This is a genomic window from Ruegeria sp. CDSA193 (assembly GCF_059611885.1).
The window spans coordinates 1-19,930 of sequence record NZ_JBXWPN010000006.1; the positions used below are offsets into that span (position 1 = coordinate 1).

The 19,930-nt window shown below is 55.9% G+C and carries 19 protein-coding genes, 1 tRNA gene and 1 pseudogene; 9 read left to right on the forward strand and 12 right to left on the reverse strand.

Annotation, left to right across the window (positions count from 1 at the left end):
* The first annotated feature begins 2 nt into the window (after positions 1 to 2).
* Positions 3 to 77, forward strand: a tRNA-Glu gene (locus AC2FLG_RS12375).
* A gap of 5 nt (positions 78 to 82) precedes the next feature.
* Here the strand turns inward: AC2FLG_RS12375 and AC2FLG_RS12380 are convergent.
* Genes AC2FLG_RS12380 through AC2FLG_RS12410 form a run of 7 tightly spaced genes read right to left on the reverse strand, consistent with a single transcriptional unit; the run spans position 83 to position 7,469 of the window.
* Complete coding sequence (locus AC2FLG_RS12380; protein WP_282021385.1) at positions 83 to 1,924, reverse strand: V-type ATP synthase subunit A; 1,842 nt, start codon at positions 1,922 to 1,924, stop codon at positions 83 to 85.
* Positions 1,921 to 2,613 carry a hypothetical protein gene (locus AC2FLG_RS12385; RefSeq protein WP_496706418.1) on the reverse strand — a complete coding sequence of 231 codons (693 nt, stop codon included), beginning with the start codon at positions 2,611 to 2,613 and terminating at the stop codon, positions 1,921 to 1,923. Before AC2FLG_RS12385 ends, AC2FLG_RS12380 begins: the two co-directional genes overlap by 4 nt.
* 1 nt (position 2,614) lies before the next feature.
* On the reverse strand, positions 2,615 to 3,292 hold the full coding sequence (locus AC2FLG_RS12390) for a hypothetical protein (protein WP_142634693.1): 678 nt from the start codon (positions 3,290 to 3,292) through the stop codon (positions 2,615 to 2,617).
* The gene (locus AC2FLG_RS12395; protein ID WP_281972343.1) at positions 3,292 to 3,735 is read right to left on the reverse strand and encodes an ATP synthase subunit C; all 444 of its coding nucleotides are present in this window, start codon (positions 3,733 to 3,735) and stop codon (positions 3,292 to 3,294) included. Before AC2FLG_RS12395 ends, AC2FLG_RS12390 begins: the two co-directional genes overlap by 1 nt.
* On the reverse strand, positions 3,732 to 5,528 hold the full coding sequence (locus AC2FLG_RS12400; RefSeq protein WP_496706419.1) for a V-type ATP synthase subunit I: 1,797 nt from the start codon (positions 5,526 to 5,528) through the stop codon (positions 3,732 to 3,734). The genes AC2FLG_RS12395 and AC2FLG_RS12400 overlap by 4 nt, the downstream gene beginning before the upstream one ends.
* On the reverse strand, positions 5,525 to 6,130 hold the full coding sequence (locus AC2FLG_RS12405) for a V-type ATP synthase subunit D (RefSeq protein WP_496706421.1): 606 nt from the start codon (positions 6,128 to 6,130) through the stop codon (positions 5,525 to 5,527). Before AC2FLG_RS12405 ends, AC2FLG_RS12400 begins: the two co-directional genes overlap by 4 nt.
* Entirely contained in the window at positions 6,108 to 7,469 is a 1,362-nt protein-coding gene (locus tag AC2FLG_RS12410) for a V-type ATP synthase subunit B (protein WP_282021390.1), read from the reverse strand. Before AC2FLG_RS12410 ends, AC2FLG_RS12405 begins: the two co-directional genes overlap by 23 nt.
* Positions 7,470 to 7,788: 319 nt before the next feature.
* On the opposite strand from AC2FLG_RS12410, the gene AC2FLG_RS12415 reads away from it, so the two are divergent.
* The 8 genes from AC2FLG_RS12415 to AC2FLG_RS12450 all read left to right on the forward strand — a co-directional run bounded on the left by AC2FLG_RS12415 (position 7,789) and on the right by AC2FLG_RS12450 (position 15,330).
* Positions 7,789 to 9,528, forward strand: a complete 1,740-nt coding sequence (locus AC2FLG_RS12415) for an ABC transporter substrate-binding protein (RefSeq protein WP_496706423.1) — start codon at positions 7,789 to 7,791, stop codon at positions 9,526 to 9,528.
* A gap of 62 nt (positions 9,529 to 9,590) precedes the next feature.
* Positions 9,591 to 10,640: an ABC transporter ATP-binding protein gene (locus tag AC2FLG_RS12420; RefSeq protein ID WP_496690812.1), complete on the forward strand. Its 1,050-nt coding sequence runs from the start codon at positions 9,591 to 9,593 to the stop codon at positions 10,638 to 10,640.
* Position 10,641: 1 nt separating this feature from the next.
* Positions 10,642 to 11,718 (forward strand): ABC transporter ATP-binding protein, encoded by a 1,077-nt coding sequence (locus AC2FLG_RS12425; protein WP_496706424.1) that lies wholly within the window; start codon positions 10,642 to 10,644, stop codon positions 11,716 to 11,718.
* On the forward strand, positions 11,715 to 12,578 hold the full coding sequence (locus AC2FLG_RS12430; protein ID WP_142634709.1) for a carbohydrate ABC transporter permease: 864 nt from the start codon (positions 11,715 to 11,717) through the stop codon (positions 12,576 to 12,578). Before AC2FLG_RS12425 ends, AC2FLG_RS12430 begins: the two co-directional genes overlap by 4 nt.
* The gene (locus AC2FLG_RS12435) at positions 12,575 to 13,372 is read left to right on the forward strand and encodes a carbohydrate ABC transporter permease (RefSeq protein WP_142634711.1); all 798 of its coding nucleotides are present in this window, start codon (positions 12,575 to 12,577) and stop codon (positions 13,370 to 13,372) included. The genes AC2FLG_RS12430 and AC2FLG_RS12435 overlap by 4 nt, the downstream gene beginning before the upstream one ends.
* 8 nt (positions 13,373 to 13,380) lie before the next feature.
* Complete coding sequence (locus AC2FLG_RS12440) at positions 13,381 to 13,785, forward strand: DUF2160 domain-containing protein (RefSeq protein ID WP_281972348.1); 405 nt, start codon at positions 13,381 to 13,383, stop codon at positions 13,783 to 13,785.
* Between the two features lie 65 nt (positions 13,786 to 13,850).
* The gene (locus AC2FLG_RS12445) at positions 13,851 to 14,246 is read left to right on the forward strand and encodes a BlaI/MecI/CopY family transcriptional regulator (protein ID WP_142634715.1); all 396 of its coding nucleotides are present in this window, start codon (positions 13,851 to 13,853) and stop codon (positions 14,244 to 14,246) included.
* Entirely contained in the window at positions 14,233 to 15,330 is a 1,098-nt protein-coding gene (locus AC2FLG_RS12450) for a M56 family metallopeptidase (RefSeq protein WP_496701794.1), read from the forward strand. The genes AC2FLG_RS12445 and AC2FLG_RS12450 overlap by 14 nt, the downstream gene beginning before the upstream one ends.
* Before the next feature lie 217 nt (positions 15,331 to 15,547).
* Here AC2FLG_RS12450 and AC2FLG_RS12455 read toward each other — a convergent pair.
* The 5 genes and pseudogenes from AC2FLG_RS12455 to AC2FLG_RS12475 form a co-directional block, all read right to left on the reverse strand.
* A pseudogene (locus AC2FLG_RS12455) lies at positions 15,548 to 16,093 on the reverse strand (DDE-type integrase/transposase/recombinase).
* Positions 16,094 to 16,198: 105 nt separating this feature from the next.
* The gene (locus AC2FLG_RS12460) at positions 16,199 to 17,248 is read right to left on the reverse strand and encodes a hypothetical protein (protein ID WP_496689801.1); all 1,050 of its coding nucleotides are present in this window, start codon (positions 17,246 to 17,248) and stop codon (positions 16,199 to 16,201) included.
* Between the two features lie 22 nt (positions 17,249 to 17,270).
* Entirely contained in the window at positions 17,271 to 17,582 is a 312-nt protein-coding gene (locus AC2FLG_RS12465) for a MocE family 2Fe-2S type ferredoxin (protein WP_496706425.1), read from the reverse strand.
* Positions 17,582 to 18,757: a fatty acid desaturase family protein gene (locus AC2FLG_RS12470; RefSeq protein WP_496706427.1), complete on the reverse strand. Its 1,176-nt coding sequence runs from the start codon at positions 18,755 to 18,757 to the stop codon at positions 17,582 to 17,584. Before AC2FLG_RS12470 ends, AC2FLG_RS12465 begins: the two co-directional genes overlap by 1 nt.
* Positions 18,758 to 18,818: 61 nt before the next feature.
* On the reverse strand, positions 18,819 to 19,847 hold the full coding sequence (locus AC2FLG_RS12475) for a LacI family DNA-binding transcriptional regulator (protein WP_281972354.1): 1,029 nt from the start codon (positions 19,845 to 19,847) through the stop codon (positions 18,819 to 18,821).
* Positions 19,848 to 19,930 lie beyond the last annotated feature (83 nt).

The window sequence follows — 19,930 nt, forward strand, 5'->3', positions numbered from 1 at the left end:
GTGGCCCGTTCGTCTATCGGTTAGGACGCCAGGTTTTCAACCTGGAAAGAGGGGTTCGATTCCCCTACGGGCTACCACTTCATCACACTCCGAACTTTTCCTGACACAGGGCCTGTACTTGCGCCCAGACGGATTTGAATTCCGGCGTGTTTTCCGCGGCATAGTGGAAGTTCTTCATCAATCCCGTAAGCTGAGTGAAGACCTGGCGTACCTCGGCCTTGTCGGCGAACTGCGCGGTGGATTGAGTGACGCCATAGACCAGTTTGAACGTCATCTTCTGACGCTCTAGCGGCACCGACGCATCCACCGGGTCAAAGGCATCCTGCTGCAGATAGACCATGTCGACAAACAGCGCCTTTTGCTGAGTCACAAAATCCTCGATCGTGACCCCTTCCTCGCCGGTCACCTGCATCATCTGGTCAACCTGTTCGCCCCTTTCGATCAATGCCAGCAAGTCGCGCACTTTGCCCGTCCATCCGGCTTCGGCGTTGGTGTCGTACCAGTCCGAGAGCTGTTCCAGATAACGCGACCAGCTGAGCATCGGATCGACCGCGGGATAGAACCGCTTATAGGCGCGTTCGGACGACAGGCCGAGGAAACACTTCACCGTGGACAGCGTCGATTGCGTGACCGGTTCATCAAAGTTCCCACCTGCCGGTGACACGGTCCCGATCAGGGTCAGGCTGCCGGTGTCCCCATCATTGGTCTTCATCGCTCCGGCGCGTTCGTACAACCCCTTGATCGAGCTTTCGAGATAGGCGGGAAAGCCCTCTTCCCCCGGAATTTCTTCGAGCTTGCCGGAGGTCTCGCGCATGGCCTGAGCCCAGCGACTGGTACTGTCCGCGATCAGCAGCACATCATACCCCATCTGGCGGTAATACTCACCCAGAGTGATCCCGGTGAAGATCGACGCCTCGCGCGCAGCTACGGGCATCGAGGAGGTGTTGCAGATGATGATCGTCCGGTCCATCAGACTGCCGCCAGTGGTCGGGTCGGTCATCTTCGGGAATTCCGCAATCGTCTCGACAACCTCACCCGCGCGTTCACCACAGGCCACCACGATCACGATGTCCACCTTGGCGTTGCGTGCAATCAGGTTCTGCAGCACCGTCTTGCCTGCGCCGAACGGACCAGGAATACAGGCCGTCCCACCGCGGGCAATCGGAAAGAACGTGTCGATCAGGCGTTGAGAGGTCAGGACAGGTTCGGTTGGATAGAGCCGCTCGGACAAGGTGCGTTTCAGAACGTTTTCCGGTAAAGCCCGCCGTACCGGCCATTTCTGCGACAGGGTCAGCGTGTGCTCACCCCCCTGTGCATCTTCAAGCCGCGCCACGATATCATGGATCATGGCCGCACCTTTCTGAACCCAAATGACTTTGTAATCCCCAACCCAGTTAAAGGGCAGCATGATCTTATGGGTAAAATGCCCCTCGGGCACCGCCCCGATGCTGTCGCCTGCAGTGACCGTGTCGCCCACCTTGACCGATGGGGTAAACGACCACTTTGCCTGAGTGTCCAGCGGCGCCACGTCCGCCCCACGCGGCAGAAAGATTCCGAATTCTGCCGCCACTTTGGCCAAAGGCGACTGCAAGCCGTCAAACACCTGCCCCAACAGCCCAGGACCAAGTTCGACCGAGAGCAGCTGCCCGGATTGTTCGACCGGGTCGCCCACGGCGACGCCATCAGTGCTTTCGTAAACCTGCACATCGGCAGTGTCGCCCCGCACCCGTAACACTTCGGCTTTCAGACGTTCCTGACGTCCACCGGGGCCGGGCCGCGTGGGCAGAATGAAAACGACCTCATTCTTGACCAGCTGTCCGGGATGGCCTGTGGCATCAGGGTTCGCCTGAATTTGTACCAGCCCTTCCTGTACCGAGACGACGCGGGCAGTAGAGGTCTGCGTGGCGGAGGTTGGGGCTGTCATGCGCTTACTCCCTCGAAATCCAAGTCGATCGCACTTGCCATGGCGTGTTGCGCCAGTTTCTCAAAGCGCGTTGCCGCGTCACGCGCATTGCTTTGCGCCCAGCGATCAAAAATATTCCAGATCAGAACATAAATCGCCACGGCTTCGAAATCGAACAGATGGCGCGCGGCGTAGCGTTTCAGTTGCTTATGGCTGACCGACAAAAGCAACCGTTCAAGCCCCAGGGGGTCATCGACATCCAGCAAGTGTTTGGCTTCTTTGATCCAGGGCATTGGGGTTTCCAGCCGAAAGGCAGGGTCGCCCCAGTTGGCTGGAATGTGTCGGCTCCAGCGTCCAATGCCATAGACGCCACTAGGTGCAGCACCCCCCTGTTTGCGCAGGCGCAGCGCGGCAACCGCCGTCCTCAAATCCATCCGTTCCATGAACAGCTTGCGCAAGGTCGGTTGTGAAATGTGCCGGAGCGCTTCTTTGCATCGCTCAATGGTCTGTGCATCCGTGGTGTTCATATCATAGTTGTTCCAGTTCAGAGCGTGTTCCATTACCTCCAGAACCCGCGCATCCGCTGGTGTCAGCGCCCGCAAGCGCCGGTCCAGCCTGAGCCGCGACAGTGGAGGTTGTTTGGCGATGAACAACCGTTCCGAGCCCGGCAGGCTGCTGATCAGCGCGATATAGGCGTCAGGGTCCGACATGTTACCGGATCACACCTTCCAAAACAGCACGAAAGCGCGGCTGCAAATGTTCCATTAACAACGAGGCGACGGCCTTATCGGTCAGATCCAGAACAACCCCCTGTTCATCAGCCCGGATGCGGATGCCATTCTGGGTGTCATCCGCGCTGTGCAGCTCAACCTGTTCCTTCAGCATTTCAGCCGTCAGTCCCAGAACGTAACGCGTCAGCTTTCCCGACTGAATATCATCGGCGTTCTGTTTGATGTCATCCTGAGTGGCGACCCTGGGGGGCAGTATGACCTGCGCGGGCCCTTCCAGTCTGGCGTCTGACGCGGCGCGACCGACGACCTCAAGGATCATTTGTTTCAGCAGTTCAGGATCAGTCATTTCTTGGGTGACCAGCCGTTCAACATCCTTGCGAAATCGATCTGTCAGACCGGCCTTCATTGTAAGCACCGCATCACGCATCGCTGTGTTCAGCGCCTCTTCTCCGGCTGTGCGATAATTATCCGCCTCGGCACGGGCCTTTTTCCGATACTCATCTACGTCGCGCTTGGCATCGGCAAGAATTTTGGCCGCCTCGGCTTTGGCATCAGCGCGCAGCTTGTCTGCATCGGCCTGACCGGCAGCCACACCATCGCTGCGCAGCTTGTCGATCAGCGCATCCACCCCATGCGAAATCATCCCGTCCTGTGCCATCAGCTAATCCCCGCGCTGATGACCAAAGCAAAGACAAAGGCAAATACGCCAAAGCCCTCGATGATTGCAGCCGGCGCAAGTGCCAGGCCAAAAATCTCGGGCTTTTCCTTGGTTGCGTTAATCGCTGCAGCACAGGCCCTTCCCTGCCAGATGCCGCAATACATCAGGGCGATGCCCGACAGGATACCGATCCCGAACAGCCCGCCTGCATTTTCAGGCGTCACATCGCGGTTCAGCGTGAACATGATGACAATACCGTAGATCACCATGGTCGATGGAAAGGCCGACACGCCGATGAACCGGCCATACCCGCCTTCGGTTTCCGTCATCGCTCCGATACTAGCCTGTCCGGCAATGGAACAGCCAATCGCGCTTGCTGCGGCGCCCAGCGCCATGGGGGCATAGATTCCCAACCAGCCCAATGTAAGTACAAGCTCATTCATTCCTGAACCTCCTTGCGGGCGAACGGGCGAAAGACGATGCCTTCATCCGGCAGGCCCCATTTAAAGAATTCGATGTAATTGAGACGTAATCCGTGAACGACGCCGCTCATCATGGCGAGCGCGAAATTGAGGATATGCCCGGCGATCAGGATCAACACTCCGAACAGAAGGCCCAGTCCTTTCAGGGACTGCATCACCGAGACCGCCAGATCGTTGAACGTGATCGCCAGCGAAGCCGAGGCCAGCCCCAGCGCAAACAGGCGCATGTAGCTAAGCACATCGCCAAAGGCCCCCATCGCCCCGGCCAACCCCTGCACGCCCTCTATCAGGCGCCACAGCCAGTCAGAGGGTTTGGCAATCTCGCGCTCGCTGGTGAACAGAAGGATCGCCAAGGCCCCAGCGATCATGATCGCGGCCCCCGGTGCTGTGGGTTCCCCTTTCATATAGCTCAGCCACAGTATGAACCCGCCGATCAACACCGCGATCCAGCCAAGATTGGCGACGGAACTGCGCCGCCCCCAAGACGCGCGTGCTGCAAGCGCATTCGCCAATATCAGGTGCAGAACGCCGACCACGATTGAAATCATCATCATCGAGTCGAAATTGTTCAGGTCCAACAGCTTGAGTTTCCCCCAGATCGTGCCCGAGGTCGGGGAAGCGCCAAAATAGCTTCCAACCAAAATCCCGTACAGGACCGTCGCGCCCGAGATGATCAGACCATAAAGCCGCCACGATCTTTTCGCCGGTGTATTGTCGAGACGTTTCCAGAAGGCCAACAGCCCCAGCAGGATAACCAGGCCATAGCCGGCATCCGCAACGATCATCGCAAAGAAGATCGCGAACGAGACGGACACGATTATGCTGGGGTCCCATTCTCGGTACCCAGGAACCTGATAGAACAGGGCAAGGTCTACCGCCGCACTGAGATTTTCCGGCTGCTCAAGCAGCGTCGGAGGCATCTCGTTCGGGCCCGGGTCTTCGATCAATACAGCGGCGTTCTGCGAATTGGCCATGTCCAGGACAGCCTCGACCTGATCGCTGGGCACCCAACCCTGCAGGGCAAACACTTCGCCTTCGTCGCGGACCTTTTGCGTGGCATGGGCCAGTTCGGCTGCGCTTTCGGCGGCGGCAAGATTACGCCGCATCAACGTCAGAAAACGGGTCTGCCCGATACGCTCGGCTTCCAGCGCCTCAATGGCGATTTCGGCCTCTTCCAGCTGAGCTTCAAGCTCGTGAATGGGCAACGAACCCGTATGGGTGCGCGGCACTGGAAGGATGTCGTCTTCGGGATCTTCCGGGGCGATCAGAACGGCGTAGAGAAACCGGTGATCCTCTTGCAGGATGGCCCAGGGCAACTGAAGCTCCGCCAGTGCCTCACGGTGCTTTAGCGGCAGTTGATAGAACCAAAGCCGGTTGCCTGCCAACACATCACTCGGCGGAAAATCCAGATCTCCCCACGGGCGCACCTGAGCGATCCGGTGGGCCAAAAAATCCCGGTGGTCGGTCATATCCCGTATGCGCTGCATCAAGTCCAGGACTTCACCGACGAACTGGTCCATATCAAAACCAGAATCGCGCCGAACCTGACGGCGCGTTTCCGACGATTCTTTCAAGAACCGCAATGCTTTATACGCATCTCGGGCTCCACGCTCGTTGATCCGCTCTGGCTCTGCCGGCGGCGGTGCCAAAGGTAAAACATGCATGCATCCCAATGTCTGCAGCGCGCCCAGAGTGTCCCCCTTGTTCGCGGCGCGGCCGACCAAAGACAGTTTTTTCAGCCTTGCAACACTCATGCCGCAACCTCCTTCGCATGTTTGCGTTTGGAGATTTTCGAGCGCACAACGGATTGCATCTGTTCATCGCTCAGATAGATGCGGATTTTCTTGATGTTGGCCCTGGCGCGCGGGATCAACACCTTCTCGAACAGATTGACGCGCTGGGTGATCGTGGCGACTGATTTGTCAAAAATCCTGACCCTTTCTTCGGCCACTTTCACGCGCAATCGGGCTTCGATCATGTCATGCAACAAACGCGCCACTGCATCCACCCAATGTGGCTTGGCCAAAAGGGAATACGGACGTACCGCGACCTCGATTCGGTCCAGATCGGGCATGGTAACGCCAACAACGTTGACCTTCTTCAGCCGGTAATCCTTTAGTTCGACCAACCCTTCCAGGTCGACACCTAGTTGCGCCAGCATGGGCAGCTTTTCCCCGACCTGCTGTGCCAAGCGCGCCACCTCCTCCTGCAGGTACTGCACATTTTTACGTGCCTTGGCCCGTTCAGCCATCAGTTGCTGACGCTTCAGGTCCAAAGACGGCAAGAACCGCTCATAGCTTTTCAGCTGCGTCTGCTCGCGCGCAAGCGACGATTTATTCAGCTGCAACCGCGCCATGTGCATCCTTTGGGAAGTATTTGTCGATCAGATCCTGCTTCATCAGCAACTGCTCGGGGGCAAAGCATTCAGCTAGTGTCTTCCATCCCAGATCTAGCGCATCCTCCAGCGGGATCGAGACGTTGATGTCCATAAAGCGTTTGCGGAACAAAGCGCCGAATTTCAGCAACTGGTTGTCATAATCCGATAGGTCAAACGCCATGGCCTGTTTCTGCGCGGCATCTCGGCTTTCGGAATAGAACCGGATCATCGTGTTCATGATCTGGCCGTGGTCTTCGCGTGTGGTTTTGCCGATTACATTCTGCTTGAGGCGCGACAAACTGCCGAACGGGTCGATCACCCCGGAATGCAGGTAAAACTGGCCTTCGGTGATATATCCGGTGTTGTCCGGCACCGGATGCGTCACGTCATTCCCGGGCATGGTTGTGACAGTCAGCACAGTAACCGATCCACCCTTGGCATAGTCGCAAGCTTTCTCATACCGTCGTGCCAGTTGCGAGTAGAGATCGCCCATATATCCACGCTGCGATGGGACGCGTTCCTGACTGATCCCAACCTCTTTCATCGCATCGGCATAGGCGGTCATATCCGTCAGCAGGACCAGAACACGCTTGCCCTCTTCCACAGCGAATTTCTCGGCAACGGCCAGCGCCATATCCGGCACCAGCAGGCGTTCTACCAACGGGTCCATGGCCTGATTGACGAACATCACGGTCCGCGAGAACACGCCCGCATCCTCGAACGAGGTTCTGAACGTGTGGTAGTCGTCAAAAATCAGCCCTAGCCCGCCAAACACAACAATATCCGCATCCGCCTGAATGCCGATGCGGCTGAGAAACGCGTTGAACGGCTCGCCGGATACCGAAAATATTGGGATCTTCTGGCTTTCGACCAGCGTATTGAACACGTCGATCATCGGCACATCCGTGCGAATCATCTTGTTGGGAACCGACCGCTCAACCGGATTCACCGTCGGTCCCCCAATGTCGATGCGCGGTTCGGCAGACAAGTCCGGACCGCCGTCAATCGCCTCGCCTGCGCCGTCAAACACCCGGCCCAGAATATTGGCCGAATACGGGGTTTGCATCGGATGACCAAGGAACGTTGCTGTCGCCTCGGTCGAAATCCCCTTGGTACCCGAGAACACTTGCAAGGTTATCACATCGCGGTCGATGAAGATGACTTGCGCCAGCGTTCTGTGTCCATCGACAGTTTCGATCACGGCCAGATCGTTGAAACGCACCGTCGCGTCAGCGGACCCGTCACTCGGAACTTTTATCTTTAGCGTATCCCCCACGATCTCGAGAACGCGGGTAAATTTCAGAAGACTTCGGGACATTTCCGATCCTCATAGCCTGAAAACTTGATTGAACTCAAATCGTGCAGCAAACGGTCACAAAAGTCTGCTTTTCAAATGGACCCGCATCACAGCGTCTGCCGAAAAACCATGCGCGCGACCCTGCATTCAAGGGGTCTGCGAACTGAAATTAATGGGCAAATGGTGCTTTAAAACATGACATAAATCAATTCATTTTCAGAAATTTATCCCGGTCATCACCTCAATTACTAAAAATTTAGTTTGACACGTAGGAGGCAAATCGCTGATGCTGATCGTCATCCGGTCTGCGCCGGATCACATTATCTTTGGGAGGAAACAGATGCGGAGACATCTACTTTCCGCAGTGGCGGCGGCTGCCGTCATTGCGGGGCACGGTCCCGTTTGGGCCGACGAAGCCGCAGCACAACGTTGGATCGACGACGAATTCCAGCCATCAACCCTGTCGAAAGACGAACAGATGGCCGAGTTGCAATGGTTCATCGAAGCTGCACAGCCTTACAATGGCATGGAAATCAATGTCCTGTCCGAAGGCATCCCTACGCACTCTTACGAATCTGAGGTTCTGACCAAGGCGTTCGAAGAAATTACCGGCATCAAGGTCAATCACCAGATTCTGGGTGAAGGCGAAGTAGTTCAAGCCGTTCAAACCCAGCTGCAAACAGGTCGGAATCTGTATGACGGCTACGTGAACGACAGTGACCTGATCGGCACCCACTCGCGTCTGCAGTTGGCGTATCCGCTGACCGACATGATGGGTGGCGACTGGGCGGGCACGACCTCTCCGACGCTGGATCTGGATGACTTCATGGGCATTCAGTTCACCACCGGTCCGGATGGCAAGCTGTATCAGCTGCCTGATCAGCAGTTTGCGAACCTCTACTGGTTCCGCAAGGACTGGTTCGACGATGAGGCAAACAAAGCCGCGTTCAAAGAGAAGTACGGCTATGATCTGGGCGTTCCGGTCAACTGGTCCGCTTACGAAGACATCGCCGATTTCTTTACCAACGATGTGAAAGAAGTCGACGGTACCGCGATCTATGGCCACATGGATTACGGCAAGCGCGCACCTGACCTGGGTTGGCGTATGACCGACGCGTGGCTGTCGATGGCTGGTGCTGGCGACAAGGGTGAGCCGAACGGTATCCCCGTTGACGAATGGGGCATCCGCATGGAAGCGGGCACCTGTAACCCTGTTGGCGCATCTGTGTCGCGCGGCGGTGCTGCGAACGGTCCAGCTGCGGTCTATGCGATCCGCAAATGGGACGAATGGCTGCGCAACTATGCGCCTCCAGGTGCCGCGTCTTATGACTTCTACCAGTCGCTGCCGGCGCTTAGCCAAGGCAACGTGGCCCAGCAAATCTTCTGGTACACCGCCTTTACCGCCGACATGGTGAAGCCGAAGTCCGAAGGCAACAACACCGTCGACGACGAAGGCACACCGCTTTGGCGGATGGCGCCCAGCCCGCATGGCCCCTATTGGGAAGATGGTCAGAAGGTTGGGTATCAGGACGTGGGATCCTGGACTTTCCTGAAGTCGACCCCTGCGGATCGTGCTCAGGCGGCTTGGCTGTATGCCCAGTTCGTGACATCCAAGACGGTTGACGTGAAGAAGTCCCATGTGGGTCTGACTTTCATTCGCGACAGCTCGGTCAACCACGAGTCGTTCACCGAACGCGCGCCCAAGCTGGGTGGTTTGGTCGAGTTCTATCGCTCACCTGACCGCGTGGCATGGTCGCCGACCGGCATCAACGTGCCGGATTATCCAAAGCTGGCCCAGATCTGGTGGCAGCAGATCGGTGACGTGAACTCGGGTGCCTTCACTCCGCAAGAAGCGATGGATCGTCTGGCCGAAGAGATGGACATCACAATGGGCCGGATGCAGGCCGCGGATGAAAGCGCCGGTGTCTACGGCGGTTGTGGTCCGCGCTTGAACGAGCCGCAGGATGCGTCCTTCTGGCTGGAAAAGCCGGGTTCGCCAAAAGCCAAGCTGGAGAACGAAAAGCCGCAAGGCCAGACCGTCAACTATGACGAACTGGTTCAGCGCTGGCAGTCCCAGTAAGCGTAAACTCGTAGGCCGGGCTCAGACCCGGCCTACCCCCAAATACCCCCAGAGAACACCAGATGATCGAACTTCAAGACGCGACCAAACGGGTCGGCAACGTCATCCATATCAAACCCACGAATCTGACGCTGCAAACAGGCCATTTCAATGTGTTACTGGGTGCCACCGGTTCCGGGAAAACATCACTGATCAAGATGATGGCTGGACTGGATCCGATCGCCACAGGCAAAGTCCTGATGGACGGTCAGGACGTGACTCGGCTGAATACGCAGAAGCGTAAGATCAGTCTGGTGCACCAGTTTTTCGTCAATTACCCCCATATGAGCGTTTTCGACAACATTGCCTCGCCCCTGCGCGTGGCAGGCATGGCGAAAAGCGAAATCGAAGGCCGCGTCGAAGAGGCCGCTGATCTGCTGCAACTGCGTCCGATGCTGCAGCGCCGCCCGCACGAGCTGTCGGGTGGGCAACAACAACGCACCGCTTTGGCCCGCGCGATTGCCAAGGAAAGCCGGGCCGTGTTCCTTGATGAACCCCTTGCCAATCTGGACTACAAACTGCGCGAAGAGCTACGCGAGCAACTTCCTGATCTTTTTGCCGGACGCGGGGCCGTAGTGGTCTATGCGACATCAGAACCGGAAGAAGCATTGCTGCTCGGTGGTCATACCGCTCTGATGGCAGACGGCCGGGTCACCCAATTTGGGCCAACCGCTGATATCTACCGCAATCCGGAAAACATCGCTGCCGCACGTGTGTTCTCGGATCCGCCCATCAACGTCGCGCATATCACCGTCTCAGGTGCGCAGGCGCAACTTGCAGGGGGCGGTGGATGGGCCGTCACCGGCATCGCAGACGGTGAATACACAGTGGCGGTACGCCCGCATCGCGTGACGCCATTCCGCACATCGGACGCAGATGTAGAGCTGACCGGGCGTGTGATCGTGACCGAGCTATCCGGATCTGACTCCAGTGCGCATTTCCAACATGGGAACGACGCATGGGTCTCATTGGCGGCGGGCGTACATCCCTATCAGGTTGGCGAAGACCATAGTTTCTATATGAATCCGGCCCATTGCCGGTATTTCGGCCAAGACGGCAAAAGGGTGGCCTGACATGGCACAGATCAAGCTTTCAAACCTTCGACACAGCTATATGCCATCGCCGCAAGGCCCCGAAGATTATGCGCTGAAGGAAATCGACGTCACTTGGCGCGATGGTGGGGCGTATGCGCTGCTGGGGCCATCGGGCTGCGGCAAGTCTACGCTGCTGAACATCATCTCGGGCCTGCTGACACCCTCTGAGGGGCAGATCCTGTTTGATGACCGCGACGTGACCGCCCTGCCCCCTGATCAGCGCAACATTGCGCAGGTTTTTCAGTTTCCAGTGATCTACGACACGATGACCGTAGGCGAGAACCTAGCCTTTCCTCTGAAAAACCGGGGCGTTGACGCGGCAACCATCAAGCGGCGTGTTGATGAGATTTCCGAAATGCTGGATGTCACAGATATGCTGGGCACCAAAGCCTCTGGCCTGAGCCCGGATAACAAGCAAAAAATCTCGATGGGGCGCGGACTGGTGCGCGATGACGTGAATGCGGTGATGTTTGATGAGCCGCTGACCGTGATCGACCCGCATCTGAAATGGAAACTGCGTTCCAAGCTGAAAGAGCTGCACCAGCGCGTAAAAGCCACAATGATCTACGTCACCCACGACCAGACCGAGGCGTTGACTTTTGCTGATGAAGTCGTGGTCATGCAGGATGGTGAAGTGGTTCAGATTGGTACGCCGGTTGAACTGTTCGAGCGGCCTCAGCATACATTCGTTGGTCACTTTATCGGCTCGCCCGGCATGAATGTCTTGCCCTGCGAGACCAAGGGCGATCGCGCTATTTTCGAAGGGCATGAGGTGGTCTTGGAAGGTCCGACCAATGGTGAAGGTGGTCGCACCGATCTGGGAATACGCCCGGAATATGTAGGCTTCGGCCAATCCGGCATACCGGCACATGTCACCAAAGTGGCCGATATCGGGCGCCATTACGTGGTCAGTGCGATGGTTGGGAACACACCGATCAAGGCCGTCACCGAACACAATGCGCCTGAACAAGGCTCGATGGTCTTTCTGCAACTCAAACCCGAGCAGTCCCGCGTCTATCGCGACGGCTGGATCGCAACGCAGGAGCGGGCCCAATGAGAACAATAAACCAAAGAGCATGGTTCTTTGTCCTGCCGGTTCTGGCACTGGTCGCGTTCAACGCGCTGGTGCCAATGATGACGGTGGTCAACTACTCGGTGCAGGAGACCTTCGGCAATAACCAGTTCTTCTGGGAAGGGCTGGGATGGTTCGAACAAATCCTGCGCTCCGACCGCTTTCAGGCCGCTTTGGGGCGACAGTTCCTGTTTACCTTCATGATCCTGATCATCGAGGTGCCGCTGGGCATCATTGTTGCCCTGTCGATGCCGCGCAAAGGCTTTTGGGTGCCGGTCTGTCTGGTGCTGATGGCTCTGCCGATGCTCATCCCCTGGAACGTCGTCGGCTCGATGTGGAACATCTTTACCCTGCCCAAAATCGGCCTGCTGGGGTATTTTCTGAATGACGTGCTGGGCATCAATTATGACATGACACAGCAACCATTGTCGGCCTGGATCACTGTCATCATCATGGATGTCTGGCACTGGACTTCGCTGGTGGTTCTACTGTGCTATGCGGGTCTGGTTTCGATCCCGGACGCCTATTATCAGGCGGCCAAGATCGACGGTGCCAGCCCGTGGTCAGTGTTCCGGTATATCCAGTTACCCAAGATGAAGACGGTTCTGACAATCGCCATCCTGCTGCGGTTCATGGACAGTTTCAACATCTACACCGAACCCTTCGTTTTGACTGGCGGGGGTCCCGGAAACTCGACCACCTTACTGTCGATCGATCTTGTAAAGATCGCACTGGGACAGTTCGACCTTGGCCCTGCGGCTGCGATGAGCTTGATCTATTTCGCCATCACACTGCTGGTCTCATGGGTCTTCTACACTCTGATGACAAAGGATGACGCCGAATGAAAAAGCGCTCCCTCATCCCGATCCTCTATATCGCGTTCCTGATGTTGCCGATCTATTGGCTGGTGGCGATGTCCTTCAAGACCACGAACGAGATCCTGTCGGGCTTTTCTCTGTTCCCGCAGACCTTTACGCTGGAAAACTACATCACGATCTTCACAGACCCGACGTGGTATTGGGGCTACATCAACTCGATCACCTATGTGACGCTGAACACGGTACTTTCCGTCTGTGTCGCCCTGCCAGCGGCCTATGCGTTCTCACGCTATCGGTTCCTAGGGGACAAGCAGTTGTTCTTCTGGCTGCTGACCAACCGGATGGCACCGGCTGCGGTGTTCGCCTTGCCGTTCTTTCAGCTCTATTCGTCAATCCAGTTGTTTGACACCTATCTGGCGGTGGCGCTGGCGCATACGCTGTTTAACGTGCCGCTAGCGGTGTGGATTTTGGAAGGGTTCATGCGTGGCATCCCCAAGGAGTTGGACGAAACCGCTTATGTGGACGGGTATTCCTTTCCGCGCTTTTTCGTCACGATATTCCTGCCAAATATCAAAGCGGGCGTAGGCGTCGCGGCATTCTTCTGCTTCATGTTCTCATGGGTCGAAATGCTGTTGGCCAAGACCCTGACAGCGGTCGAGGCCAAACCCATCGCTGCCGTAATGACCCGAACCGCGTCCAGCGCCGGGTACGAATTGGGCCTGCTGGCCGCCGCCGGGACGCTGACCATCATCCCCGGCGCCATCGTCATCTGGTTTGTCCGCAACTACATCGCGCGCGGTTTCGCGATGGGGCGTGTATGAGGTTCGATATGCGTAAACTGCTTTTGATCCCCTTTCTGATCCCGGGCTCGGCCTTGGCGCAAGCACAGGCCGGGTGGGGAAGTGTGGGTCAGCCCGAAGAAAAAGAGTTTTCCTGGACCGCGCCCTTGTGGCCGGATTTCTGGATGGCGTGGACACCGGCGACCCTGGCCGTATTTGTCGGCATCTTTTCAGCCATCGCGCTGATCGGTCTGCTGGAAGGGTTCAAATTCCGCGACGGGATTGAACGGCGCGGCGTTCTGGGCTTGACCACCACATTGGGCGACCGTCTGTTCATCACATTGCTTGGGGCAGCTTACATTTTTCTGGCCTGGTTAGGGCTAGTCGGGCAACCGGTCTGGACACCGCTGTTCCTGTCCATCGGCTGGGGCGTTTTCGTGTTCTGGAAAGTTTAAGCTTTGCGAAACCATCAAAGGATGCTTGTCTGTCAGGCACAGGTAAAATGACGGCACTGGGATCAATGCGAAAGAAAAAGACAACAAACCTGCTGACCGAGGTCGAACTGGAGTTCATGAACGAACTCTGGGCTCTGGGTCAGGGCTCGGTGCGTGATGTACTGGACCGGCTGCCACCAGATCGGAACCTGGCCTATACGTCAGGGGCCACAATCCTTCGCATTCTTGACGAAAAAGGCTTTGTAGAAAGTCGCAAAAACGGCAAGACCCTAAGTTATACGCCGCTTCTGGAGAAGGATAGGTATCAGGCGCGTTCACTGCAGAACCTGTCACGAACCCTGTTCGATGACACACCAGCCACGCTGGTTGCACGGTTGGTAGATGACGCCGGTCTGAGCGAGGCAGATCTTGAGGATATTCGGGCACTGGTAGAGAGGAGACTGCAAAATGACAGCGGTTAAACCGGTTCTCGACGCATTTCTCGAACTGAATCTGGTTCTTGCCCTAGCGGCTATTGTATGGATCGCGGCAAGATACGTGGTTTCAATGACGCAGATGCGACACGGGTTTGTTGCACAGCTGCGCGCATTGAAAATTCTGTGTCTTTGCGTCCTGCTCAGCCCCCTTTTGGCAATCGTGGCTGGTTTGGTCATGGCGCTGTATTCCGTTGAAGGCGGGGTCGCCATTGGGGATCTTGCGGTTGCAGCCTATCTGCGTGGCGATATCGCCATGCCCGCTACCCAGTTCGAGGCCCTGCTCAATACCCGGCAAAGGTGGATCGAACAGACCCTTGCAGGAGAAAACCCGATTATATCGGCAATCTTGGTGGTAATGGCGCTCTATTCTGCGGTCTGCATCCTGCGCATTATCCGTGACGGGTTGGCAATCCGAGGCATTGTTCGCTCCAGCTACCTGTGGCGAAGCTCGGAGAAGGTCGATATCCGCCTGTCCGACCGGGTCACAGTCCCCTTCGCCGTTCGCGGTTTGTGGCGCAGGCATGTGGTATTGCCCAGCCATCTGCTCAACACCCCCAGCGATATGCGGTTTGCCCTTGCACACGAGCTGCAACATGTCAGGGCTGCCGATGTTGAATGGGAACTGGGGTTCGAGCTTTTGCGGCCGTTCCTGTTCTGGAACCCGGCATATCTGATTCTCAAGTTTCAATTCGATCGGCTGCGCGAGCTGGCCTGCGATCAATCCGTCGTTTCGCGCCGTGGAATCAACGCGGTCGAATACACCTCCTGCCTGCTGAACTATTGCTCCAATACAGTAATGCGCGGCAGCCCGCGTGTATTGAATGTGGCTTTGGTTAAAGGGGGCAAGGCCAAACGCGTCTTGCGTCAACGTGTGATTGCCCTGGCAGATGCCCCTGCAATCCAACCCACAATGCCTCCTCTGTTCTTTGCCTTAAGCGCAGCTTTTGCTGTGACATTGGCGTTAGGCGCTGCGTCATTGCAGCCTGTAGACGACTGGAGCCATGACAGGTTGATGTTGTCGACCGTTGTGAACCTTGAACGGTTGGAAGCCCGCAATCAGGGCAACTGACCCTTATTCGTGGGAAATACTCTCGAAGGATCTGCAGCGCGACGCACATTCTTGCAGCGAAGCCAATCTGCGTTTGCAGAAGAAAGAAATCGCAGGTTGCTTGGTGAAACAGGCTGAGTGGCGGTGCTGTCAGGCAAATTCGAACCAGTCTCAGTCTACCTCAGAAAGCTAAAAATTAGGCGAAACTAAATTGGCTCCACGCCGAAAGGGCGGCAGTTCAACTGAGTTTGAACTTGTCGCGTGAGTAAAGCTGCCGTTCATGATTGAAGTGACTATGGACGGAAGTGTCGTCTGCGGCAAAATTTTGCAAACATCACATTTGCCGGAGGCAGAGCATCGCACGTTCTTTTCGCCGACGGAAGATGTGAATACTCAGCAAGATTGTTCTTCCTACGGCCAGTTTCTTGTCCTAACGCATTCCCTATGACTTTCATCGCCGCGTCGTAAGAGTGCAACTTGTCAGTGACGACGAAACCCTGACTGGCCCCATCGTTTCATCGCTTTCTTCAAGTGTAAAAGGGCCGCAACACGATCCCGGCGCTTCGTGACATAGATTTCCAGCACCTCGCCTTCATTGTCGGATTCCCGCCGCAGGTGATATTGCTTGCCGTTGATCTTCAATAATAACCTTATTTAGATGCCGCTACCAGTTCGCGAAACATCGCATCCGATTTATGCGTTTTCGGCTAATTTCTGCGGCACAGATAGGGCCAAACCTATTCAACCAGAATCGAACGAACACGATCACTGCTAGACGAATGATCTCAGGGTTGGTTTTGAAGCAGCAAAAAAGTGAGCGTTTTTGTCATCAAGCGAAGCTACGAAACTGCCCTGCCTGTCTCAAGCCAATTTCCCCTGCACCACCCGTTCAAATGTTCAGGGCTTGCGGATCGAATGGCACAAGAATCTCCTGATTTTCTGTACCTCGGATCAAAAGTTGGTTTCCCAGAGTTTCAACTGCAATCACCCTGGCTCCACTACGCCAACGAAGCGCCCCGATGACATGTGTAACCTCAACTTGGCGATCGGGGTTTAGATGAATGACGCCGTGATCGTTCGGGAAACTGTTTTCGACATTTCCCAGGATGGGCGAAGCGGCACCCTCCTCAACCCCAAGGCAGGCGAAGTGGCGGCTCGACCAAGGAGCATAATATCGACCACCGTTCGAATGCCACAACATCGTCATCGGCAAAGCCTGAGCCGATTTTAGCGACAGGAACATGTCGCCCTCCACCGGGCGAGTTACCGCGGTCCAACCCAATTTCTCTTCAGGCGAATCCAATCCAACAACAAAATCTTCACTCTGTGGAGACCATGGGTAGTTTGACAGATTCACTTCGCGGTCTTTCCCAGGAAAAGACGCCAACGTTTGGCTTTCAGCCGGATATCTAAGCGCTGAATAGCCTAAGGCCGGATCAACTTCCTGTTCAACCTTAGGCGTTCTCCAACACTGCTTTCGAGAGGTATGAATGATCCCACCATTGGGCAAGGATACATTTGCGTGATTTGCAACCGGCATCGCGCCGTCGCCACCAATGAAAGTGTGACGCTGGTAGACGAATGGATGCTCAGGATGCAGTGTAATCTCTTTTTGCAGCCTAGCTCCATAGACCGTTCTGTCGAGCTCAGCGCGCAAATAGCTGTCGGTCTTTTCTTCTAGTTTCCAACGAGAGTTAGCTGGCCACCCATGCAGCGGCGATGTCCCCTCAGTTGACCCGAATGGGGCGCAGAAGAAATCACCGCCGAGTTTTTCCAAATGAGGTGCTATACCTTCGGGCATAACTTCGTCTGTGCCGACCCAAGGTGCGCGATGTAGTGGTGAAATCTCAGCGTCACCGTCGTACACACTGAAACTCTCGATCAACCCCAACTGCAAATCGAATGAAAGCCGGATGCCTGTTGCGGACAGCGCGATCACAAACCACTCCTAGCCCAAAAAGTCATTCCACCAATACCATGACGCGACCATTTCCTACTCTGGTTTCGTAGGTGCGAAGATCTTCGCATACGGGTGCCCTCAAAGCTTTGCCCGTGCGATAGTCGAATAGCCCATTATGCTTGGGGCACTCTATCTCGTTGTCCATCACCAGACCGTCCGATAAGTGCACTTGTTCGTGTGTACAGAGGCCGTCGGTGCAATAGAACTCATTGTCCAAACTGCGAACAATCAAGTAGGTTCTACCGTCGTGGTCCCAACGAATGAGATCTTCTTCCTCAATATCGTCTACGGCGCATGCGTCAACCCAAGGCATTACGTTCCTCCTCGATCACCGATTTCTAACCCCGTGTTTCTCTCCGGAACTGCCAAGTGAAAATGTTCCCGATATGGGCGGGCCGTCGGCGGGAGAGACTTTCGTATGGCGTAACTCGGGTCAACACGCTGCTTCATGACGGAACCCATCATTTCTTTGTAGCCGTCCCAAATCGAAGTATTCGGCGGCGGCAGATCATCCTTGATCAGATCATGAAGCGCTGGAAGAGAGTAATAAGGAACCATCGGGAACATATGATGCTCAATATGGTAATTCATGTTCCAGTAGACCCAACGGCTTATCGGGTTCATATATAGTGTGCGGGAATTCAACCGGTGATCAAGAACGTTCTCCGCAAGCCCTCCATGCTGAAGCAACCCCGTCATTACAAAATGCCAGCACCCATAGACCCGAGGACCTCCGATCAAGAGTATGGGGATCAGGGATTTCCATGCGGCCCCGGAGACAAGCAAAACAAATGAAATCAACAATACAGCGGCGTAGATCGCAATGTGAACCCGCGCCCAAAAGACCGCCTTGGGCCATTGGCTTTCCGGAATGTAATCCTGCTCTTCTTGCGACAAGTTCCCCGTGGCATTTCGCATTAGAGTTTTGAGTGAAGTCCAGGTCTCAAAAATCCCTACAAATGCAAACGCCTTCAGGATCAGGCTGATCGGGTGCATCCACGCTATTTCCGGATCGCGGCCAACAATGAGTGTATCGGTGTGATGCCGCGCGTGGCTCCAGCGCCAATTGACCGGGTTTCGCATGATCTGGAAGGACGCGATGTGGTACACGACGTCGTTCATCCATCGGGTTCGAAAGGCTGTTCCGTGTCCGCATTCGTGCCAACGGCTGTCGCAGGCCGAACCATACACGACACCGTATGCAAACCAGAAAGGCACGCAAAGCCAGCTACCCCAGAAGTACAAACCGCCAGCCGCAAATACAAAGTGCAAAGCGATCCAGATCACTGTGTCACGAATGGCCGGCGCATCCCTGCGCTTCATAAGCGATTTCAGCTTCTTACGAGGAACATCGCTGTGGTACCACTCTGCGGCCGACAGACCGTTTTCTATCGCTTGACGCGTATTCGCACCAGTCAGGGAATAATCCCGAGCAGTGAGTTCAGAGCCAATGGGTATGGTCGACTTACTCATTTCCCCTTTCTCCATCGCTCACAGCGCCTCCCGCTTCTTCGTAGACTATAGCAAAGGCGCCTGAATTTTGACTTCGCTAATTGGGCGGCGCGGAGCTCGCCCGTGTTACAAGCTCTACGGGAAGCGCTGATTTCATTGGAAGCGCTTTGCCAGTGTTCGCCAACTGGCCCAGCAAAACCTCTGCCGCACGGCGTCCCAGTTGGTGTCGGTCCTGTCGGATTGTTGTCAGAGCCGGAACATAAGATCCTGACATTTCGATATCGTCGAAACCAACAACCGAAATGTCACCGGGCACCTTCAACCCACCCGCGACCAGCCCAGAAATCAACCCAAAGGCAACCATATCCGCAGCGCAGAACACCGCCGTTGGGCGCTCATCCATCGCAAGTATTCGTCTGGCGGCCTCATGTCCGGATTCCAGCGAAAAGTCGCCTCTGATAATCCACTCGGGCCGCGCTGGAAGCCCCAAGCGTGTCCGTTCTTCGACCACGCCCTTACGCCGAGCGGTCGTCAGAACATTCCCGTCGGGACCGGTAACATGCGCGATTTTTTTGTGGCCCAAATCATGCAGATGCCTGATCGCCAATCGCGCACCTTCAGCGTTGTCGCTGGAAATCACTGGAAAGGCCTCGCCTTCCACCCATTCACACAAAAATACTATGCGGTCGCCCGCGCCGTATGTGACGCATTGCTGAAGTGCGGTCGAAGGAATGCCACCATCCAAAGAGATTGCGCCATCTATCCGGCCGTCTCGAAAGTACCCGGCAAGAGTTTCTTCCTGCAGCGGATTACTTTCGGTATCGGCAATCAGAACTGCATAGTCCGAGCCCGCAAACCCCTCGCTGATACCGGCAAGTATGCCCGAATAGAAAGGTTTGCCGAGGTTGGGAACAAGGATCAGTACGGCCCCCGCCCTTTTCATCCGCAGGTTTCGGGCTGCCTGATTAACGCGATATCCCGTCTCGCGAATAGCTTCCAAAACAGCAACACGTGTTGATTTTGACACCAGATCGGGATTGGACAGAACACGACTGACAGTGGCTGTCGACACCTGCGAAACACGTGCGACGTCCTGTATTGTGGCGGGTTTGGGTATCTTGCTCATTGCTTGGCAGTCGATTTCTGGCTTGACTCGAATCTCATGTGATGCCGATTATGTAATCGATTACACAATTTGGAAAGTAGGTT

Excerpts from the sequence above, each read along its gene's own strand:
- AC2FLG_RS12380 (WP_282021385.1), bottom strand. The coding sequence starts at position 1,924 with ATGACAGCCCCAACCTCCGCCACGCAGACCTCTACTGCCCGCGTCGTC.
- AC2FLG_RS12385 (WP_496706418.1), bottom strand. The coding sequence starts at position 2,613 with ATGTCGGACCCTGACGCCTATATCGCGCTGATCAGCAGCCTGCCGGGC.
- AC2FLG_RS12390 (WP_142634693.1), bottom strand. The coding sequence starts at position 3,292 with ATGGCACAGGACGGGATGATTTCGCATGGGGTGGATGCGCTGATCGAC.
- AC2FLG_RS12395 (WP_281972343.1), bottom strand. The coding sequence starts at position 3,735 with ATGAATGAGCTTGTACTTACATTGGGCTGGTTGGGAATCTATGCCCCC.
- AC2FLG_RS12400 (WP_496706419.1), bottom strand. The coding sequence starts at position 5,528 with ATGAGTGTTGCAAGGCTGAAAAAACTGTCTTTGGTCGGCCGCGCCGCG.
- AC2FLG_RS12405 (WP_496706421.1), bottom strand. The coding sequence starts at position 6,130 with ATGGCGCGGTTGCAGCTGAATAAATCGTCGCTTGCGCGCGAGCAGACG.
- AC2FLG_RS12410 (WP_282021390.1), bottom strand. The coding sequence starts at position 7,469 with ATGTCCCGAAGTCTTCTGAAATTTACCCGCGTTCTCGAGATCGTGGGG.
- AC2FLG_RS12415 (WP_496706423.1), top strand. The coding sequence starts at position 7,789 with ATGCGGAGACATCTACTTTCCGCAGTGGCGGCGGCTGCCGTCATTGCG.
- AC2FLG_RS12420 (WP_496690812.1), top strand. The coding sequence starts at position 9,591 with ATGATCGAACTTCAAGACGCGACCAAACGGGTCGGCAACGTCATCCAT.
- AC2FLG_RS12425 (WP_496706424.1), top strand. The coding sequence starts at position 10,642 with ATGGCACAGATCAAGCTTTCAAACCTTCGACACAGCTATATGCCATCG.
- AC2FLG_RS12430 (WP_142634709.1), top strand. The coding sequence starts at position 11,715 with ATGAGAACAATAAACCAAAGAGCATGGTTCTTTGTCCTGCCGGTTCTG.
- AC2FLG_RS12435 (WP_142634711.1), top strand. The coding sequence starts at position 12,575 with ATGAAAAAGCGCTCCCTCATCCCGATCCTCTATATCGCGTTCCTGATG.
- AC2FLG_RS12440 (WP_281972348.1), top strand. The coding sequence starts at position 13,381 with ATGCGTAAACTGCTTTTGATCCCCTTTCTGATCCCGGGCTCGGCCTTG.
- AC2FLG_RS12445 (WP_142634715.1), top strand. The coding sequence starts at position 13,851 with ATGCGAAAGAAAAAGACAACAAACCTGCTGACCGAGGTCGAACTGGAG.
- AC2FLG_RS12450 (WP_496701794.1), top strand. The coding sequence starts at position 14,233 with ATGACAGCGGTTAAACCGGTTCTCGACGCATTTCTCGAACTGAATCTG.
- AC2FLG_RS12465 (WP_496706425.1), bottom strand. The coding sequence starts at position 17,582 with ATGCCTTGGGTTGACGCATGCGCCGTAGACGATATTGAGGAAGAAGAT.
- AC2FLG_RS12470 (WP_496706427.1), bottom strand. The coding sequence starts at position 18,757 with ATGGAGAAAGGGGAAATGAGTAAGTCGACCATACCCATTGGCTCTGAA.
- AC2FLG_RS12475 (WP_281972354.1), bottom strand. The coding sequence starts at position 19,847 with ATGAGCAAGATACCCAAACCCGCCACAATACAGGACGTCGCACGTGTT.